The organism is Litorisediminivivens sp. KMU-197 (assembly GCF_056858395.1).
Window position 1 is genome coordinate 566,675 of the sequence record NZ_JBXEQG010000002.1, and the last position, 18,369, is coordinate 585,043.

The 18,369-nt window shown below is 63.7% G+C and carries 15 protein-coding genes; 8 read left to right on the forward strand and 7 right to left on the reverse strand.

Annotation, left to right across the window (positions count from 1 at the left end; all coding sequences use genetic code 11):
• Window positions 1-49: 49 nt before the first annotated feature.
• Complete coding sequence (locus AC04PT_RS07690) at window positions 50-679, reverse strand: helix-turn-helix domain-containing protein (protein ID WP_482873044.1); 630 nt, start codon at window positions 677-679, stop codon at window positions 50-52.
• Window positions 680-796: 117 nt separating this feature from the next.
• On the opposite strand from AC04PT_RS07690, the gene AC04PT_RS07695 reads away from it, so the two are divergent.
• The gene (locus AC04PT_RS07695; protein ID WP_482873045.1) at window positions 797-1,801 is read left to right on the forward strand and encodes a GlxA family transcriptional regulator; all 1,005 of its coding nucleotides are present in this window, start codon (window positions 797-799) and stop codon (window positions 1,799-1,801) included.
• A gap of 107 nt (window positions 1,802-1,908) precedes the next feature.
• Here the strand turns inward: AC04PT_RS07695 and AC04PT_RS07700 are convergent, their stop codons facing one another.
• The 5 genes from AC04PT_RS07700 to AC04PT_RS07720 all read right to left on the reverse strand — a co-directional run bounded on the left by AC04PT_RS07700 (window position 1,909) and on the right by AC04PT_RS07720 (window position 7,988).
• Entirely contained in the window at window positions 1,909-2,472 is a 564-nt protein-coding gene (locus AC04PT_RS07700) for a sarcosine oxidase subunit gamma (protein WP_482873046.1), read from the reverse strand.
• Complete coding sequence (locus tag AC04PT_RS07705) at window positions 2,465-5,422, reverse strand: sarcosine oxidase subunit alpha family protein (protein WP_482873047.1); 2,958 nt, start codon at window positions 5,420-5,422, stop codon at window positions 2,465-2,467. The genes AC04PT_RS07700 and AC04PT_RS07705 overlap by 8 nt, the downstream gene beginning before the upstream one ends.
• Window positions 5,419-5,706: a sarcosine oxidase subunit delta gene (locus tag AC04PT_RS07710; RefSeq protein WP_482873048.1), complete on the reverse strand. Its 288-nt coding sequence runs from the start codon at window positions 5,704-5,706 to the stop codon at window positions 5,419-5,421. Before AC04PT_RS07710 ends, AC04PT_RS07705 begins: the two co-directional genes overlap by 4 nt.
• Before the next feature lie 11 nt (window positions 5,707-5,717).
• A complete protein-coding gene (locus AC04PT_RS07715) occupies window positions 5,718-6,968 on the reverse strand; it encodes a sarcosine oxidase subunit beta family protein (protein WP_482873090.1) in 1,251 nt (416 codons plus the stop codon).
• Between the two features lie 96 nt (window positions 6,969-7,064).
• On the reverse strand, window positions 7,065-7,988 hold the full coding sequence (locus tag AC04PT_RS07720) for a LysR substrate-binding domain-containing protein (protein WP_482873049.1): 924 nt from the start codon (window positions 7,986-7,988) through the stop codon (window positions 7,065-7,067).
• Window positions 7,989-8,174: 186 nt separating this feature from the next.
• Between AC04PT_RS07720 and AC04PT_RS07725 the strand changes: the two genes are divergently transcribed.
• The 5 genes from AC04PT_RS07725 (at window position 8,175) to AC04PT_RS07745 (ending at window position 14,973) form a co-directional block, all read left to right on the forward strand.
• Entirely contained in the window at window positions 8,175-9,119 is a 945-nt protein-coding gene (locus tag AC04PT_RS07725; RefSeq protein WP_482873050.1) for an ABC transporter substrate-binding protein, read from the forward strand.
• Between the two features lie 78 nt (window positions 9,120-9,197).
• Window positions 9,198-10,226 (forward strand): quaternary amine ABC transporter ATP-binding protein, encoded by a 1,029-nt coding sequence (locus AC04PT_RS07730; RefSeq protein WP_482873051.1) that lies wholly within the window; start codon window positions 9,198-9,200, stop codon window positions 10,224-10,226.
• Window positions 10,226-12,196, forward strand: a complete 1,971-nt coding sequence (locus AC04PT_RS07735; RefSeq protein ID WP_482873052.1) for an ABC transporter permease — start codon at window positions 10,226-10,228, stop codon at window positions 12,194-12,196. Before AC04PT_RS07730 ends, AC04PT_RS07735 begins: the two co-directional genes overlap by 1 nt.
• 3 nt (window positions 12,197-12,199) lie before the next feature.
• Window positions 12,200-12,583, forward strand: a complete 384-nt coding sequence (locus AC04PT_RS07740) for a cupin domain-containing protein (RefSeq protein ID WP_482873053.1) — start codon at window positions 12,200-12,202, stop codon at window positions 12,581-12,583.
• Window positions 12,580-14,973 (forward strand): trimethylamine N-oxide demethylase, encoded by a 2,394-nt coding sequence (locus AC04PT_RS07745; RefSeq protein WP_482873054.1) that lies wholly within the window; start codon window positions 12,580-12,582, stop codon window positions 14,971-14,973. Before AC04PT_RS07740 ends, AC04PT_RS07745 begins: the two co-directional genes overlap by 4 nt.
• Here AC04PT_RS07745 and AC04PT_RS07750 read toward each other — a convergent pair.
• The gene (locus AC04PT_RS07750; RefSeq protein ID WP_482873055.1) at window positions 14,940-15,806 is read right to left on the reverse strand and encodes a LysR family transcriptional regulator; all 867 of its coding nucleotides are present in this window, start codon (window positions 15,804-15,806) and stop codon (window positions 14,940-14,942) included. The two genes, AC04PT_RS07745 and AC04PT_RS07750, sit on opposite strands and share 34 nt — an antisense overlap.
• A gap of 94 nt (window positions 15,807-15,900) precedes the next feature.
• Here AC04PT_RS07750 and AC04PT_RS07755 point away from each other — a divergent pair, with 94 nt between their 5' ends.
• Together AC04PT_RS07755 and AC04PT_RS07760 are read left to right on the forward strand one after the other, a co-directional pair.
• Window positions 15,901-17,346 carry an aldehyde dehydrogenase family protein gene (locus AC04PT_RS07755; protein ID WP_482873056.1) on the forward strand — a complete coding sequence of 482 codons (1,446 nt, stop codon included), beginning with the start codon at window positions 15,901-15,903 and terminating at the stop codon, window positions 17,344-17,346.
• Window positions 17,343-18,356, forward strand: a complete 1,014-nt coding sequence (locus AC04PT_RS07760; protein WP_482873057.1) for a membrane dipeptidase — start codon at window positions 17,343-17,345, stop codon at window positions 18,354-18,356. The genes AC04PT_RS07755 and AC04PT_RS07760 overlap by 4 nt, the downstream gene beginning before the upstream one ends.
• Window positions 18,357-18,369: the final 13 nt, after the last annotated feature.

Consider the following 18,369-nt stretch of genomic DNA (forward strand, 5'->3'; position numbering starts at 1 on the left):
GGGCTGAAGCCCGGCCTACGGTGTCAGGGAACGGTCAGGACCCAAGGCCTCAACTTGCTTGCGGATACGAGATGATCGAAAGGTATCGGATCGGAAGGCGCACCAGCACTTCCGGTCCGTGCGGTGCATCGGCGTCGAAAAACAGCGTGTCACCGGGTTTCAGCGGGTAGACCTCGGTGCCGTGGCGATAATTCACCTCACCTTCCAGCATGTAGATCGTTTCGATCCCCTCGTGTTGGAAGGTCGGAAAGACATCCGAGGTTTCCGAGAGGGTGATCAGGTAGGGCTCGACGACCACGCCGCTGGCGTTTGATCCGATGTGGCCCAGCAGATTGTACTGATGCCCGGCGCGGGTGCCCTCACGCTCCATCTCGACGCCTTCGCCGGATTTGGTGTGCACCGCAGAGCGCGTCTCTTCGAACCGGCGGAGAAAAGCAGTGAGCGGGACGCTCAGCACATGCGCCAGGGTCTGAAGGGTGTTGAGCGAGGGCGAGGTGTTGCCGTTTTCGATCTTGGACAACATGCCGATGGACAGGCCGGTGGCTTTCGCCAGGTCGGCGACGGTCATGTTATGCTGCTTGCGAAAGGCACGTACCTCACGGCCGATTGCGACTTCGAGGTTCTTCTCGCGCTCTTCTCCGACACGGTGCGGATCCTGAGAAAGGGCTTTGGCGTTCATTGCGGCGTCCGGGTCCTGCTGTAACATTCAAAAACATCTCTTAGGTTTCAGGGCCGGTGAATTCCAGCGTCGCGAACGGACTTGACCAAACGCAAGTTTCCTATCAGGAATATTGTAATGACCAGAAGTGAAAAAACAACCTCTTTGGGGTTCCTGATCTTTCCGGGCTTTCCGATGTCCTGCCTGACCTCGGCGATCGAGCCGCTGCGCGCGGCAAACGAAATCTCAGGCGAACCGGCATTCACGTGGAAGCTCATCGGCGAAACCGGAGCACGGGTGGAATCAAGCGCCCACATCTGGTTTGAGCCGGACCTCGCGCTGGGCGACGATCTCGACCTCGATTACCTGTTCCTGCTGTCCGGGCCGCTTGCCCGGTTCGAGGCTCCGAAACCCTCGAATGGCAGGCTGCGCAGCCTCAGCCGGCATGGCGTCCGTGTCGGCGGCGTCAGCGGCGGGGTCTTCCCCTTGGCGCGGTCGGGGTTGCTCGACGGGCATACCTGCAGCGTGCACTGGTGTTATGAGTCCGCCTTCGCCGCCGAATTCCCCGATCTAAAGGTCGAAAGCGACGTGATCATCATCGACCGCGATCGTCTTACGGCGTCAGGTGCCGCGGCGGTATTCGACCTGATGCTCAGCCTGATCGACGACAAGCTGGGTGAGGATGTCACCACCGAGGTCGCCTGCTGGTTCCAGCATCCATTGATGCGCGGCGAGGGGGTGCGCCAGAAAGTGCCGACGCTCCGGCGCGAAAGCACGTCGGACATGCTGCCGCCCTCAGTCCGTCAGGCGATCCGGGTCTTCGGCGAACACATCGAGGATCCGGTCAACGTGGACGATGTGGCGCAAATGGTGGGCCTGTCCCCGCGCCAGCTTGAGCGAAATTTCAAGGCAGCCACAGGCCAAAGCCCGTCGCGGTATTATCGGAACCTCAGGATGAACGCGGCGCGCCAGATGGTGCTCTATTCCAACGACACCATGACAAGCATCGCCGTGGCGGTCGGTTACACGGCGACGGCGCCGATGGTACGGCAGTACCGCGAGGCCTTTGGCACGACACCGCAGCAGGATCGCCAGAAGATCAACCTGTTTCGGGTTGAACGAAACAGGCCGCTCCCGTCGTAAGCGCGCGGCCGCAGCCTGTGGCATCGCGGTCCCGGACCTGATCCGGGACCTCTCGTTTGTCGGTTAGGTGAGGCCGCGGATCAAGTTCGGGGCGGGGGATCACGAGGTCAGATCGCGCTTTTCGCCGCTCCGACCAGCGCGTGATGCAGACTGCCGGCAGAGGAGCGCGGGCCGATGACGCTGAAATGGTGCGCGGACCGGCAGATGAGAAAGCAGCCGAGGTGTTCTATGCGGGTCCGCGTCACGCTGCCTGCGTCCATGGTGCGCGTATCGGCGTTGCACAGCAATTCCAGCACGTTGTGGCAGTTCCGGCCCTCGAGGTCGAAGCGGACCCAGCCGTCGGTCTGTTCGGTGACCGATCCGGCGTCGCCCACCGCCGCCTTGACCTGCGCGGCAAGGTCTTCGTGGCTGTCGTGAGGGGCCTCGATCATCCACTGCTCGGGCCCGGTCCAGAAGGCATAGAATGGGTCCGAGACGGCGCAGGTCCCGGCCTCGGGCAGCGCGGCGCCGAGCAGGTCTTGCGCCGCCTTCGCCACATCGTCTTCGCGTCCCATTCGAGCCGCCAGCGAGGCCAGCGCCCAGTCGGGGCATTCCGAGATGCGCAGCAGGTCGAAGGTGTCGACCTGTGCGGTGGTGCCGCCAAGCGCGGTTAAAGCGATCAAGTCATGCACGGAGACGTTCCCCCTCTGGGTCGACGAAATGGGCCGAGACCACCTCGACCTCGACCTCCGAATTGGTCAGCGGGCTGACCAGGCGCAGGGTCTCAGCCATGCGTTCGGAGCCTGATTTCAGATAGCCGATGCCAATGTAGCTGTTCAGGATCGGCGAATAGCAGGCCGAAGTGACGTAGCCCTGATCATGCTTCGCATCGACGGGGCCGGTGGCGTTCATCAGGTGGCCGCCGGAGGTGACCTTGTCCTCAGCGGTCTTCGGCAGGAAGCCCACCAGCTTCAGCGCATCCTCGGGGTTCAGCCCGTCACGCTCGGACAGGGGCGAGCCGATCGCATCCTTCTTCTTCGACACCATGCGCCCCATGCCGAGGTTGAGTGCCGTGGTGGTGCCGTTCAGCTCATTGCCCGCCGCGTGGCCCTTTTCAATCCGCATGACGCCCAGGGCCTCTGTGCCGTAGGGCACCACGTCGAAGTCCTTGCCCGCCTCCATCAGCTTGCGCATCAGCGCGTCGCCATAGCGGGTCGGCACTGCGATCTCGAACGCCAGTTCGCCGGAGAACGAGATCCGGAACAGCCGCGCCCTGAGACCGCCGCATACTGTGATCTCGCCGCAAGCCATGAAGGGGAAGCCCTCGTTGGAGATGTCGAACTCCGTGTCGACGATCTTCTGCAACAGCTTGCGGGAATTGGGGCCCGCGACGGCGTATTGCGCCCAGGCCTCGGTGGTCGAGATCAGCTGCACGTCCATGTCGGGGAACAGGCACTGGCGTACGAATTCCATGTGGCGATAGACGTTCACGGCATTCGCGGTGGTGGTCGTCATCACGAAGTGATCCTCGGCCAGCCGCGCGGTGGTGCCGTCGTCCATGGCGATGCCGTCCTCGCGCAGCATCAGGCCATAGCGTGTCTTGCCGACGGGCAGCTTGGCGAAGGCATTGGCATAGACCTTGTTGAGGAACTCGGCCGCGTCGGTGCCCTGCACGTCGATCTTGCCCAGCGTGGTCACGTCGCAGACGCCGACCGATCCGCGCACCGCGCGCACCTCGCGGTCGACGCTTTCGCGCCAATGGGTCTCGCCGGGTTGCGGGAACCACTGGGCGCGCAGCCAGTTGCCGGTCTCGACGAAGACGGCGCCCTGTTCCTTGGCCCACTTGTGGCTGGGGGTTTCGCGTACCGGGTGGAAATGCTGTCCGCGCGACCGGCCGCCCAGCGTGCCCATGGCGACCGGCGTATAGGGCGGACGGAAGATGGTGGTGCCGACGCCGGGGATCGATTTACCGGCCAGTTCGGCCATGATGGCAAGGCCACCCATGTTCGAGGTCTTGCCCTGATCGGTGGCCATGCCCAGCGTGGTGTAGCGCTTGAGGTGTTCGACCGAGCGGAAGTTCTCTTGGTGCGCCAGTTTGACGTCCTTGACGGTGACGTCGTTCTGCTGATCCAGCCAGGCGCGGCCCTTGCCTTCGGCGACGTACCAGAAGGGTTTCAGCTTGACGGGGGCATCCTCGGCGCGGGGTAGGGGGGCCTTGTCGGCCTTGATGTCCAACTCCTCCAGCGCGGCTACGGCGCCGTTAGCCCCCGATTCCAATGCGGCATGGGTCGAGAAGGCACCATTGGCTGCCCCGACAACGCTCTGGCCCTGCGGAAGCGTGCCACCGGGGACGAAGGCTGCGATGTCCTCGTTCCACACGGGACGGCCGCGCTGGTGGCAGGTCAGGTGTACGTTGGGGTTCCAGCCGCCCGAGACGCCAAGCGCGCCGCATTCGATGGTGCGCTCGGACCCGTCGGCCTGACGCAGCTTGACGAAGCTGAGGCCAAGCCGCCCGTCGGTGTCGATGACCTGTGCGCCGGCCAGCAGTTCGCAACCGGCGATCCGGGGCGCGTCGGGGCGCACGTCAATAACGGCGGCGACCTTGACGCCCTTGGCCATCAGGTCCACGGCGGTGCGGTGACCATCGTCGTTGTTGGTGAAGACCGCAACCTTCTGCGCCGGCGTCGCCGCCCAGCGGTTGGCATAGGCCCGCATGGCACCGGCCAGCATGATGCCGGGGCGGTCGTTGTTTTCGAAAGCGATAGGGCGCTCGATGGCTCCGGCACAAAGCAGCGTGCGCTTGGTGTAGATACGCCAGAGGATCTGCCGGGGTTTGCCGGCGGCAGGGGTAAGCAAGTGGTCCGAAACCCGCTCGACCGCGCCATAGATGCCATGATCGAAGCCGCCGATCACGGTGGTGCGCGGCATGCAGCGGACATTGTCCATGCTGCGCAATTCGGCCACGGCAGAGGCGGCCCAATCGGAACCGGAGCTGTCGTCGATGGCGAAAGTCTCGGCGTTGAGCCTGCCGCCAAAGGCGAAATCCTCATCCGCGAGAATGACCCGCGCACCGGAGCGGCCGGCGGTCAATGCGGCGGACAACCCTGCCGGACCGGCGCCCACGATCAGCAGATCGCAGTGCAGGAAGCCCTTGTCGTACTGGTCCGGGTCTTCCTGAAGCGACAGCGATCCCAGACCGGCGGCTTTGCGGATGGCCGGCTCATAGAGCTTTTCCCAGAAAGCTTTCGGCCACATGAAGGTCTTGTAATAGAAGCCGGCAGTCAGGAAGTTCGAGAACCGGTCGTTGATCGCCATCGCGTCGTGTTTGAGCGAGGGCCAGCGGTTCTGGCTGTTGGCCTCTAGCCCCTGGAACAATTCGGCGGTGGTGGCGCGGGTGTTGGGCTCCTGCCGGGCGCCGGTGCGCAGTTCAACCAGCGCATTGGGCTCTTCGCTGCCTGCAGTCAGCACGCCGCGCGGGCGGTGATACTTGAACGATCGGCCCATCAAGCGGACGCCATTGGCCAGCAAGGCCGACGCCAGCGTATCGCCCGGATGACCCTTGAACGTCTTGCCGTCGAATTTGAACGACAGCGTGCGGGAGGTGTCGATCTGCCCGCCGGACAGCCTGTTTGTCTGGGTCATTTGCTGCGTCCCCGGCTGCGGGCCACGTCGCGGGCCATTTCGACCTTGGTGATTTCATGGGTCACGGTATTGCGCGTCACCACCAGCCAGCTGCGGTCGCCCGTTTCGTGGAACCACAACTCGCGATGCTCACCCGCGGGGTTGTCGCGCAGGTAGAGGTAGTCGTGGAACTGATCCACGGCGTCTTCGGCTTGCCAATCGGGTCGGTCGATCAGGGCGGCATCGCCGAGATAGGTGAACTCCTGCGCGTCGCGCGGACCGAGGAGGGGGTGGTCAATGATCATGTCTCAGCTCCTCAGTGCAGATTGGGCTGCGCGCCCATGCCTTTTTCGTCAATCATCAGCCCGCGGCGGAATCGGTCGAAACGATAGGCAGTAGCGGTTTCGTGCGGCGTGTCGGTGGCCAATAGATGCGCGTAGCACATGCCCGAGGCCGGGGTGGCCTTGAAACCGCCGTAGCACCAGCCGCCGTTGAAATAGAGGCCGTCGATATGGGTCCGGTCGATGATCGGCGAGCCGTCCATCGACATGTCCATGATGCCGCCCCACATTCGCAGCAGGCGCGCGCGCCCCAGTGCCGGGATCAGCGCCATGCCGCTTTCGCAGACATCTTCGACGACCGGCAGGTTGCCGCGCTGGGCATAGGAATTGTAGCCATCCAGATCGCCACCGAACACCAGCCCGCCCTTGTCGGACTGGCTGCAATAGAAGTGGCCGGCGCCGAAGGTGATGACCCCCGGCAGCACCGGCTTCAGCCCCTCGGAGACGAAGGCCTGCAAGACATGGCTCTCGATCGGCAGGCGCATGTCGGCCAGCGCCATGACGCGGCTGGACGAGCCGGCAACGCAGGAGGCCACCTTGCCGGCACCGATGAAGCCGCGCGAGGTCTCGACACCCTTGCAAACGCCGTTCTCGATGCGGAAGCCGGTGACCTCGCAATTCTGGATGATGTCGACGCCGTGGCTGTCGGCGCCGCGCGCATAGCCCCAGGCCACCGCGTCGTGACGCACCGTGCCGCCGCGATGCTGGGCCAGCCCGCCCTTGATCGGGAAACGCGCGTTGTTGAAGTCGAGGAAGGGATAGAGTTCGCGGATCTGCTCGACGCTCATCAATTCCGCATCGGCGCCGTTCAGGATCATGGCGTTGCCGCGCCGGACGAAGGCGTCGCGCTGCGGATCGGAGTGAATCAGGTTGAGGATGCCGCGTTGGCTGACCATCGCGTTGTAGTTTAGCTCCTGCTCCAGCCCCTCCCAGAGCTTCAGTGAGAACTCATAGAACGGCTCGTTGCCATCCAGCAGGTAGTTGGAGCGGATGATAGTGGTGTTGCGGCCGACGTTGCCGCCACCGATCCAGCCCTTTTCCAGCACCGCAATGCGCTTCTTGCCGAAATGCTTGGCCAGGTAATAGGCCGTCGCCAGCCCGTGCCCGCCGCCGCCGATGATGACATAGTCATAGCTTTTCTGCGGTTCGGGATCGCGCCACGCAGGGCCCCAGCCCTTGTGGCCCGTCAGGGCTTCCTTGATGACTCGCAGACCTGAGTACTTCATCGCGACCTCGCTCATTTGCGACACCAAGATGTACCTGTTCGCAGGTCTGCACGAGATCGGGATCGGACGGGTGCCTGTTCAAACCCGACATCGCACTCAGACGTAGCGGGTCCGTTCGGCGCTGAACCCCAGCAACAATTCCTCGACCACGCGGCATTCGTCGAAGGGTTTCTTGCGTTCCGATTTCAGCAGGTAATAGCCGTGATCGGTGCGCACCTTCGCGGGCCCGAGGGGCCGCACCAGTTTTTCCTGGGAAAGAAGCGGATCGACAAGATGACCCCAGCCAAGCGCGATCCCGAGCCCATCCACCGCGGCTTGGATCGACAGCGGATAAGTGTTGAAAATCGACCCCTGACGAAGGTCGGTGACGCCGATGCCGGCGCTGTCGAGCCAAGTGCGCCAGTTCATCCATTCCCGGTGGCTGGATGACACTTCGATCAAGTCGAGCGTATGGATCTGTGCCGGATCCGCCGCCGCCGGGTTCGCTCTCAGATAGTCGGGCGAGCAGACCGGGAACACTGTCTCTCCAAAAAGCATCTGCGCCGCGAATCCGGGCCAGTTGCCATCGCCGCGCAATATCGCCAGATCGACCGTGTCCGACAGGCATTCATTGTCGTCGTCAGACGACACGAGCATGATTTTCAAGTGCTTGTTGTGGCGATTGAACTTCTGCAGCCGGGGCATCAACCACAACGCCGCGACCGAGTTGGTGGCGGCCAGCGTCACCGGACGGTCCTGATGGTCCGCGACGGTCTTCTGCGAAGCCTCGCGCAACATGCTCAACGCCGGCTTGATCCGCGCCAGAAAAAGTGTGCCTTGCGGCGTGATGCTGATGGACCGGTGGCCACGCAAAAAGAAGGGCACACCATAGTGCAGCTCGAGCAGTCGGACCTTGCGGCTGATCGCAGTCTCGCTGATGTTGAGCTTCTTGGACGCGGCAACGAAGCTCTCCGCCTCGGCGGTTGCTTCGAAAGCCAACAGGTAATCTAGCGGGGGCAGGGATACGGATGTCTCTTTCATCGGTCCTTGGTCGTATCGGCAAATTTCTCGCGAACATTGTCGCAACCTGCGTTGCGTTGCCAGCAATTTCTAGAGGCTAAGCGCATAATAAATCTATGCAGAGAATTCAGCTTTATTCGGCAAGATGCCTGCGCAAGCCGGGCAAGAACGACTCGGCGGCAGCCATAAATTACCGACGGAGAGGTCATGAAACTTACATTTGCACTGCCTGTAGCAGCCCTGGTCACAGCATCGGCCGGCGCGGCGTTTGCCGAAGACAGCGATGAACCGATCGTTATCCCCATCCACAACTGGTCTTCGCAGATCGTGATGAGCCACGTGGTCGGCCAGATCTTCGAAAGCATGGGCAACAATGTCGAATTCGTCACCACCGACAGCCAGGCGGTCTACGAATCGGTCCGTCTCGGCGACGTGACGCTTGAGATGGAAGTCTGGGAAGGCGCCTTCGGAGCTTCCTTTGACGCCGCGGTCGAAAAGGGCGGCATCCATGCCGCAGGCGAGCACAACGCCGTGACGCGCGAAGATTGGTGGTATCCGGCCTGGACCAAGGAAGCCTGTCCCGGTCTGCCTGACTGGCAGGCGCTGAACAAGTGCTCGGCGGTCTTCGCCACGCCCGAAACCGGCGACAAGGGTCGTTTCCTGGGCGGTCCGGTGGACTGGCTGAAGCACGATCAGGAACGCGTCGATGCGTTGGAAATGGACTTCGTCGTCGTCAACGCCGGCTCTGCCGCAGCGCTCTGGGCCGAGATCGGCGCCGCCGAGAAGGACAAGAAGCCGGTTGTGGTGTTCAACTGGACGCCCAACTTTGCCGAAGCTGTCTGGCCGGGCGAATTTGTCGAGTTCCCGGAATGGGAAGCCGGTTGCGACAGCGACCCGTCAGTCGGCCCCAACCCCGACGCCACCTATGACTGCGGCAACCCCGCCAATGGCTATCTGAAAATCGCCGCCTGGGACGGTATGAAGGACAAGTGGCCGGCAGCCTACGAGACGCTGACCCAGATTTCCTTTACCAACCCCCAGATCGCGGAAATGGCCAAGCTGGTCGATATCGACGAGCTTGAGCCGGAAGACGCGGCGGCCGAATGGCTCGACGCCAATCCCGACGTTTGGCAGGGCTGGACTGGCGGCTAAGCCGGCCCTCCTCCATCCTTGAACTGAATTGGACCCGGCGGCCTAAGTCCGGCGGGTCCCCGCTACCGGAGTGCCAAAATGACGTCGCCAGAAACCGTGATCTCGTGCCGAAGTGCCTGGAAACTCTTTGGGCCGAGTCCTGAAAAGTACCTTGCCAGCATGCCTAAGGGACACAGCTTCGACCAGATCCGGCGTGATGGTTATATCGCCGGGGTCCGCGACGTGACGGTCGACATCCACCGCGGCGAGATGCTGGTGATCATGGGCCTGTCTGGGTCCGGCAAGTCGACGCTGGTGCGCTGTTTCTCGCGTCTGCATGAAATCACCGGCGGCACCATCGAAGTCGACGGCGAGGATATCGGTGCGCTGAACGAAAAGGACCTAATCGATCTGCGCCGCAACAAGATGGGCATGGTGTTCCAGTCCTTCGGCCTGCTGCCCCACCGTACGGTGCTGGAAAACGTGGCCTTTCCGCTGGAGATGCGCGGACAGGACAAGCACGACCGCCGCGAACGGGCACTTGAAGTCATTAAGCTGGTGGGATTGGAAGGCCGCGAGGAATATTTCCCGCGCGAGCTTTCCGGCGGCCAGCAGCAACGTGTGGGCATCGCGCGCAGCCTCGCGATCGAACCCGATATCTGGTTCCTGGACGAGCCGTTTTCGGCGCTCGACCCGCTGATCCGTCGCGAGATGCAGGACGAGTTCCTGCGGCTGCAGGAGATGCTGGGGAAGACCATCGTCTTCATCACCCACGATTTCGACGAGGCCCTGCGGCTGGCCGACCGGATCGCCATCATGAAGGACGGCGCGGTCGAGCAATGCGACACCCCCGACCAGATCGTGCTGAATCCGGCCACGCCCTATGTCGCCAAGTTCACCGAAGAAATCGAAAAGGCCCGCGTGGTTCACGCCGGTGTTCTGGCGCAGCCGGTCAACGGCCACGCGCCCGAAGGCGCGCCGATCCGCGCCGGAGACACAATTCTGCAGTTGGCCCGCCAACTGGTGCACGACAGCCGCGATGAGCTGCCGGTGGCCGGCAGCGACGGCGAGCTGGTGGGCGTGATGAACCGGCAGAAGGCGCTTGACGTCCTGCTGGGGGCGCAGTGATGACGGCTGTTGAAGCGGATATCGACCTGATGCGCACCCGGCAGACCAAACTGCGGGTGGCGCAGGTCCTGCTGGTGGCCGCCGCTGTGCTGGCCTTCGCGCGTCCCATCCTGCCCGATTTCCTGATCAGAGTGCCGGAATGGGCGGTGCTGCCATATGACGTCTGGCTTCAGGTGCTGTTCGATTTCGTCAAGGACGACCTCGGGCTGATCTACATCACGCGCGGCATTTCAGCCGGGCTGGAATACCTTCTCGATGCCACCGCCAACTTGCTATACGGTAAGCGCCGCTGGCCGAATTTCGAGCCCATCCCCTGGACCGCCATTGCCGGCGTCGCAGCCGTGACCGGCTATTGGTTGGGCGGCTGGAAGCTGGCCACGTTGGCCGGGGGCACCTTCGTCTGGGTGGCGCTGATCGGTCAGTGGAAGCTGGCGATGCAGACCATGTCGGTGATTGTCGTCGCCGCGCCCGTGGCCTTTCTGCTGGGGCTGGTGCTGGGTATCCTCGCCTGGAAGTTCCCGCGCTTCGAGCGTTTCCTGATGCCCGTTCTGAGCATCCTACAGACGCTGCCCTTCTTCACCTACCTGCTGCCCGCAGTGATCTTCTTCAAGGTCGGGCCCACCGCAGGCGCGGTCGCCACCATCATCTATGCCATTCCGCCGATGGTGCTGATGACCGCGCTCGGCCTCAAGAAGGTCTCGCCCGAGGTGGTCGAGGCCGGGCAGATGGCGGGCTCGACCCGGTGGCAGATGCTGCGTCATGTCTACCTGCCCGCGGCCCGGACCGAGATACTCGTGGGCGTGAACCAGGTCATCATGCTCTGCCTTGCCATGGTCGTTCTGACCGCCTTTATCGGCATGCCGGGGTTGGGCGCCAAGCTGCTGTCGCTGATGAATTCGCTCAAGCTGGGTCGCAGCTTCGAAATCGGTATCACTATTGTGCTGATCGCGGTGACACTCGATCGGCTGTCCAAGGCCTGGGTGGTAAAGCAGCCCGAGCATTTCGAGCGTGGCGCATCGTGGTTCGCCCGCCACAAGTACCTTGTCACCGGGATCGCTGTCTTCATCGGCTTCCTGATCATTGCTCAGTTCGTGCAGGTCGCCGATCACATCACCCGCAAGCAGGACTTGTCGATGGGCAAGGAGATCGACACGGTCATCCGCGCCGTGCTGGCCAACGACACCGTCAGCGCCATCACCGACTGGCTGCGCTGGTTCCTGATCACTTGGGTGCTGATCCCCTTCCGCGACGGGCTGCTGTGGCTGCCGACGCCTGCCGTGCTGCTGGCCGTCGCCGCTGCAGGCTATGCCGTCGGCGGGCGCAAATCGGCGCTGCTGGCCGCAACCTTCTTCGGCATCATCGCCCTGACCGGGTGGTGGGACCGTTCGATCATCACGCTTTACGCCGTGCTCTCGGCGGTGGTGCTGGCGGTGCTGATCGGCATCCCGCTGGGCATCGCCGCGGCACGCAACCCGAAATGGGCCGAGCCGATCCTGCTGGCCTGCGACACCATGCAGACCTTCCCCAGCTTCATCTACCTGATCCCGGCGATCATGCTGTTCTCGGTCAACGACGTTGCGGTGGTCTTCGCCATCCTGATCTTCGCCACCGTGCCGCTCACGCGCTACACCATCGAGGGCATGCGCGCGGTGCCGCCCGAGCTGATCGAGGCCGCTGACATGGCCGGAGCGACCCGGCACCAGAAGCTGATGAACGTGCAATTGCCACTGGCGCTGCCGACCATGGCTGTGGGCTTCAACCAAGCCATCATGTTCGCCTTCTTCATGGTGATCATCGCCGCCTTTATCGGCACGCAGGACCTGGGCCAGGAGCTGCAGAAGACGCTGGCTGGCAATGACCTGGGCAAGAACTTCGTGCTGGGCATGTGCGTCGCGCTGATGGCGCTGACCTTCGATCACATCATCATGCGCTGGTCCAACGACCGCCGCAAAGCGCTGGGACTGGGTTGAGCCATGGGTGCGATCTCCCAGTTTCGCAAGGTCTCGCGCGTCAGGAGCGCAGCCTATGAGCCGATGACCATCGACAATCGCGTCTGCGACGACGTCTGGTGGCACAACATCTCTTTCGACGAGGAAACCGGGCGCGGCAGCTACCTGATGCTCTTCGCGCCCGGCGGCAGCAGCTGGCCGCACGAGCACCTTGGGATGGAAGAGTTCTTCGTGCTCGAAGGCGAGTTGGTGGACAACGACGGCCACGTCTACGCGGCGGGCGATTTCGTCAGCCTTGATGCCGGGTCGCGGCATTTCTCGACATCGCCTTCGGGCTGCAAGCTGATCGTCACCCATCACGGGCTGACGCGGACCCTGACAGACAACGAGTGGACGGCAGAGACATGAATATCCATCCGGTATTTCCCACCCCGTACGAGCGGGCAGGGGTCATCACCCCCGGCCTGCCGATCCTGCCCCACGGGGTCGAACGTCACCCGATCCCCGGCGGCGGTAGCCGTGCGGTGCCGATCCACAAGGGCGACCAGATCACCGTGCAGGACCGCGAGGGTCTGCAACCGGTCGAATTGGTTTTTTTCGCGCCCGACGGCACGTCCGACGCCGGCATGATCGGGGCGCAGGGGGGACGCGATCCGCAAGGATTGAAGGCAGCCCTGTCGGGCGATCCTTCGGGGGCGCGGGTGCTGAAGGCGCTGGACAAGGCGGGCTTCGACATTGGCCGCGCCGATGGTGCCATCGTCTTCCCTGACGGCTCTCACCCCGGTGACTATGTCAGCTTCGTCGCCTCCTGCGACGGTCTGCTGATCGTCTGCGCCGCAGGCGGTGCGATGGAACCGCATGAACAGTGGGCGCCGACGGAAGTGGTGCTCTATATCCGCCGCGCCAATCCCGGCAAGGCCAAGGACGGCATGGCGCCGCCCGACCCGCTGGCGGATCCGCTGGCCGACATGAACGTGCAGCCGGGTCAGGCGCGTCCCTACGAGGTCAAGAAGGGCCAGTACATCCAGATCCTCGACGTACAGGGCCGCGAATGTTCGGATTTTCAGGCATTTTCCATGCGCGCCCTCGACAAGGGGCTGGAGCGCGAGATCGACCCCACGACCACCCGCTCGCTGATGGGTTCGCTCTACCCGGCGCCGGGATTGTTCTCGAAGTACTTCTCGATGGATCAGGAGCCTCTGGTCGAGATCGTGCAGGACACGGTCGGCCGCCATGACACCTTCGGGCTGGCCTGCACGGCACGCTACTACGAGGATCTCGGCTACCCCGGCCACGTCAATTGCTCGGACAACATCAACCGCGAGCTGGGCGCCTTCAACATCCGCCCACGCGGTGGCTGGCCGGCGATCAACTTCTTCTTCAACACGCTGCTCGATGACACTAACGCCATCGGCATGGACGATCCCTATTCGCGACCCGGCGATTACGTGATGCTGCGCGCGCTGACCGATCTGGTCTGCGTCTCCACCGCGTGCCCCTGCGATGTGGATCCGGCCAATGGCTGGAACCCTTCCGACATCCAGGTCCGGGTGTACGGCGAAAACGAAGACTTCAAGCGCTCGATAGGCTGGCGCAAGACCCCGGAGGCTGATGTGGAACACACCAAAAAGACCGGATTTCACGAGTGTTTCGCACGCCACACGCGCGATTTTACCGAATATGCAGGCTATTGGCTGCCCAATGAGATGACAAACCACGGCGCCGTGGCCGAATACTGGGCGGCGCGCGAGAAAGCGGTGATCATGGACCTGTCGCCCCTGCGCAAGTACGAGGTCACGGGGCCGGACGCCGAAGAGCTGATGCAGCTTTGTGTGACCCGCAACATGAAGAAGCTGGCCGTCGGCGGCATCGTCTATACCGCGATGTGCTACGAGCACGGCGGCATGATCGACGACGGCACCGTCTATCGGCTGGGCGAAACCAACTTCCGCTGGATTGGCGGCAACGACCAATCCGGCCTCTGGCTGCGCAAGCAGGCGCAGGAGCGCGGGCTGAACGCCTGGGTGCGGTCATCGACGGATCATCATTGCAATGTCGCCATCCAGGGCCCGCTGTCGCGTGACATCCTGAAACAGGTGATCTGGACCCCGCCGCAACAGGCGACGGTCGAGGAACTGCCGTGGTTCCGCCTGTCGATCGCCCGGATCGGCGATTTCCACGGGCCCTCGGTGATTGTCAGCCGCACCGGTTATTCGGGCGAACTGGGCTATGAGGTGTTCTGCCATCCCAAGGACGCCGAAGCGGTCTTCGACGCGATCTCGAAGGTCGGCGAACCGATGGGGATGATCCCGCTGGGCCTTGCCGCGCTGGACATGCTCAGGATCGAGGCAGGGCTGATCTTTGCCGGGTCGGAGTTCGATGACCAGACCGACCCGATGGAGGCCGGCATCGGCTTTGCGGTACCGCTGAAGTCCAAGGAGGACGATTTCATCGGTCGCGCCGCGCTGGAACAACGCAAGGCCAACCCGCAGAAGAAGCTGGTGGGGCTCGACCTGGAGGGAGGGATCGTGCCAACGCCGGGCGACTGCGTCCACGTCGGCAAACCGCAGATCGGCGTCGTGACCTCGGCGATGAAGTCGCCGATCCTCGGCAAGGTGATCGCGCTGGCCCGCGTGGACGTGACCCATTCCGAGATCGGCACCGAGGTCGAGATCGGGCGTCTCGACGGCGATCAGAAGCGGCTGAAGGCCAAGGTCGTCCGATTCCCACATTTCGATCCCACCAAGGAACGCGTGAAAGGCAACTACGAGGTTTCGAGCGCGCTCCAGAACGCCTGAGCCGCCGGGCTCAGGTGCCGGGTCTCATCCCGTATCTTGCGAAGCTGCCGCCGGGTCGGAGGATCCGACGGCAGCAGAAACGCCACTTCGTCTGGCTGGTAATGCACCGCGCTGCGCGGCAGGACGGTTGCGCCCAGACCCGCCCGGACGAAGGACAGCAGCGCCGTGGTGTTGTGCGCCTCAAGGGTGCATCCCGCCATGAGCGGCGCGATCACCGGGTGATCCACCAACTGGCACAGCGGGTTGGAGATGAAGGTTTCACGTTCCAGCAGCGCCCATGACGTGGCTTCACCTGCGGCGGCGGCCGCGATCATCCCGTCCGCGCGGCAAACGATGCCGAGATCGTCCTCGTAGATCACCCGGCCTTCGGTCGTGCCGTCCTCTGCCGCGGACAGGATGCCGATATCGGCCGCGTCCAGCCGCACCCTCCGCCACACCGTCGCACTGTCCACGTCGCTGATTTCCAACCGCACGTCTGGGCGTTGGCGGCGAAAGGCCGCGATCACCCGGGGCAGCAGCGTCACTGTCGCCGAGGGCACCACCGCCACCCGCACCGTGCCGGCCGTCGACACTGCGTGCCGCCCGATGGCGTCGACGCTGCGGGTGAAGGCATCAGTAGCGCGGTTGCTTTCCTCCAACACCAGTTGGCCCAGCGGCGTGAGCCGGTTCTTGCGGTCGGTCTCAAACAGCGGCGCGCCGATGTGATCCTCGAGCTGCGCCAGCGTCATCGACACCGCTGATGGGGTTCGGGACAGCCGCCGCGCCGCCGCGCCGAGCGATCCCTGTTCGGCCACGATACGAAACGTTCGGAGCATCTCCAGCTTGATTGCCATTTCAGATTTCCTGAAATTACGTTCAGAACTTCCAGATTGCCTGAAATGGGCTCGCGCGTCTACAACCCGTGTCAAGCAAAGACGAGGATGAGCCATGCAAACCGGACTTTACATCGACGGCAAATGGGAAACCGGCGCCAGCGAGATTGAAAATCGCAACCCGTCGGACGTGTCGGACCTGATCGGCTCTTACGCGCAGGCCAGCGCCGCGCAGCTCGACGCCGCCCTCGACGCCGCGAAGCGTGCGCAACCGGCGTGGTGGGCCGCAGGCATCCAGAAGCGGCACGATGTGCTGATGGCCATCGGGACCGAGCTGATGGCTCGGGCCGAGGAAATCGGCCGTCTCATTGCCCGCGAAGAGGGCAAGCCCGCAGCCGAGGGCAAGGGCGAGGTCTACCGCGCCGGCCAATTCTTCACCTATTATGCCGGCGAATGCCTGCGCAACCAAGGCGATCTGGCCGAAAGTGTTCGCCCCGGTGTCGAGATCGACGTGCGTCGTGAACCCATTGGCGTCGTTGCCATCATCTCGCCCTGGAACTTCCCTGTGGCGACGCCGGCATGGAAGATCGCGCCCGCGCTGGCCTTCGGCAACGCCGTGGTGTGGAAGCCCGCCAACGTCACCCCCGCAAGCGCCGTGGCGCTGACCGAGATCATCGCCAAACAAGACATCCCCGCCGGTCTGTTCAACCTGGTTGCAGGCCCGGGCCGTGACGTGGGTCAGCGGCTGGTGGAAAGCCGCGACGTGGCGGCCATTAGCTTTACCGGCTCGGTGCCGGTGGGGCAGGGCATCGCGGCCTCCGCGATCAAGAACATGACCAAGGTACAGATGGAAATGGGGTCGAAGAACCCGATGGTCATCATGGACGATGCCGATCTCGATCTTGCCGTCGCACATGCTGCCGGGGCGGCCTTCGGTGCCACCGGGCAGAAATGCACTGCCGCCTCGCGCCTGATCGTGCACGAAGCGATCCACGACGCATTCGTCGAGAAACTGGTCAAGGCGGCCGAGGCTTTCAAGGTCGGCCACGCGCTGGAAGACGGCACGCAACTGGGCCCGGTGGTCAGCGAGAGCCAGCTGAAACAGAACCTTGACTACGTGCAGGTCGGCAAGGATTGCGGCGCGGAGCTGCTGACCGGCGGCGACCGGCTGGAGCGTCCGACGGAAGGCTACTACATGGCGCCCGCGGTGTTTGCGAACACAACCAACGACATGCGCATCAACCGTGAGGAAATGTTCGCGCCGATCACCTGCGTGATGAAGGCGGGCAGCTACGGCGAGGCGCTCTCCATCGCCAATGACAGCGACTTCGGCCTGACCGCCGGGATCATGACCCGCAGCCTCGCCCGCGCCAGCCACTTCCGCGCCCACATGCGCGCGGGTTGCGTCATGGTGAACCTGCCCACCGCCGGCACCGATTACCACGTGCCGTTCGGCGGCCGCGGCGCTTCGTCCTACGGCCCGCGCGAGCAGGGCACCTATGCCGCGGAATTCTACACCACCGTGAAGACCGCCTATGTCGCGGCGGGCGAACCGTCATGAGCGTGCTGATCGACGGCCTGCAATACGCCAACTGGTCGGAAAAGGTGTTCCGCCAGATGCGCGCGGGCGGGGTGGACGCGGTGCATGTCACCATCACCTACCACGAGACCTTCCGCGAGACGGTGTTGCAGATCGAGCGTTGGAACCGGTGGTTCGAGCAATACCCCGACCTGATCTTCCAGGGCCGTACCGCTGCCGATGTGCAGCGCGCGAAAGACACCGGGCGCACAGCGATCTTCTTCGGTTCGCAGAACCCGTCGTGCATGGAAGACGACATCGGCCTGGTCGAGATCCTGCACACGCTGGGCCTGCGCTTCATGCAGTTGACCTACAACAACCAGTCGCTGCTGGCGACCGGCTGCTACGAGGCCGAAGACACCGGCCTTACCCGCATGGGCCGCGAGGTGGTGACCGAGATGAACCGCGTCGGGCTGGTGGTCGACATGAGCCATTCCGGCGAGCGTTCGACGCTGGAGGCGATCGAGCATTCGTCGCGCCCTATCGCCATCACCCACGCCAATCGGGCAAGCTGGCACAAGGCCCTGCGCAACAAGTCTGACGATGTTCTGCGCGCGTTGGGCGAAAGCGGCGGGATGCTGGGCTTCTCGGTCTATCCGCATCACCTTGAAAACGGCAGTGCCTGCACGCTGCAAAGCTTCTGCGACATGATCGCCCGTACGGCCGACCTGATGGGCATCCAGCGCATCGGCATCGGCACCGATCTTTGCCAGGATCAGCCCGACAGCATCGTCGAATGGATGCGCGTCGGACGCTGGACCAAGCGGATCGACTATGGCGAGGGCAATGCCGCGGCGCCGGGCTTTCCCGAGATGCCCGGCTGGTTCGCCGACAACCGCGATTTCGGCAACATCCGCGACGGGCTGCGCGCCACCGGGATGAGCGGACAGGATGTAGACGCAGTGATGGGAGACAACTGGCTGCGGTTCTTCGAAACGAGCTTCGGCGCGGTGCGCGCAGAGGACGACACCACCGCCCGCGCGGCGGGATAAAACCCCCCGCTGG

What these genes read in the sequence shown, in the direction of transcription:
- AC04PT_RS07690 (WP_482873044.1), bottom strand. Translation starts at nt 679, where the DNA reads ATGAACGCCAAAGCCCTTTCTCAGGATCCGCACCGTGTCGGAGAAGAG.
- AC04PT_RS07695 (WP_482873045.1), top strand. Translation starts at nt 797, where the DNA reads ATGACCAGAAGTGAAAAAACAACCTCTTTGGGGTTCCTGATCTTTCCG.
- AC04PT_RS07705 (WP_482873047.1), bottom strand. Translation starts at nt 5,422, where the DNA reads ATGACCCAGACAAACAGGCTGTCCGGCGGGCAGATCGACACCTCCCGC.
- AC04PT_RS07710 (WP_482873048.1), bottom strand. Translation starts at nt 5,706, where the DNA reads ATGATCATTGACCACCCCCTCCTCGGTCCGCGCGACGCGCAGGAGTTC.
- AC04PT_RS07715 (WP_482873090.1), bottom strand. Translation starts at nt 6,968, where the DNA reads ATGAAGTACTCAGGTCTGCGAGTCATCAAGGAAGCCCTGACGGGCCAC.
- AC04PT_RS07720 (WP_482873049.1), bottom strand. Translation starts at nt 7,988, where the DNA reads ATGAAAGAGACATCCGTATCCCTGCCCCCGCTAGATTACCTGTTGGCT.
- AC04PT_RS07725 (WP_482873050.1), top strand. Translation starts at nt 8,175, where the DNA reads ATGAAACTTACATTTGCACTGCCTGTAGCAGCCCTGGTCACAGCATCG.
- AC04PT_RS07730 (WP_482873051.1), top strand. Translation starts at nt 9,198, where the DNA reads ATGACGTCGCCAGAAACCGTGATCTCGTGCCGAAGTGCCTGGAAACTC.
- AC04PT_RS07735 (WP_482873052.1), top strand. Translation starts at nt 10,226, where the DNA reads ATGACGGCTGTTGAAGCGGATATCGACCTGATGCGCACCCGGCAGACC.
- AC04PT_RS07740 (WP_482873053.1), top strand. Translation starts at nt 12,200, where the DNA reads ATGGGTGCGATCTCCCAGTTTCGCAAGGTCTCGCGCGTCAGGAGCGCA.
- AC04PT_RS07745 (WP_482873054.1), top strand. Translation starts at nt 12,580, where the DNA reads ATGAATATCCATCCGGTATTTCCCACCCCGTACGAGCGGGCAGGGGTC.
- AC04PT_RS07750 (WP_482873055.1), bottom strand. Translation starts at nt 15,806, where the DNA reads ATGGCAATCAAGCTGGAGATGCTCCGAACGTTTCGTATCGTGGCCGAA.
- AC04PT_RS07755 (WP_482873056.1), top strand. Translation starts at nt 15,901, where the DNA reads ATGCAAACCGGACTTTACATCGACGGCAAATGGGAAACCGGCGCCAGC.
- AC04PT_RS07760 (WP_482873057.1), top strand. Translation starts at nt 17,343, where the DNA reads ATGAGCGTGCTGATCGACGGCCTGCAATACGCCAACTGGTCGGAAAAG.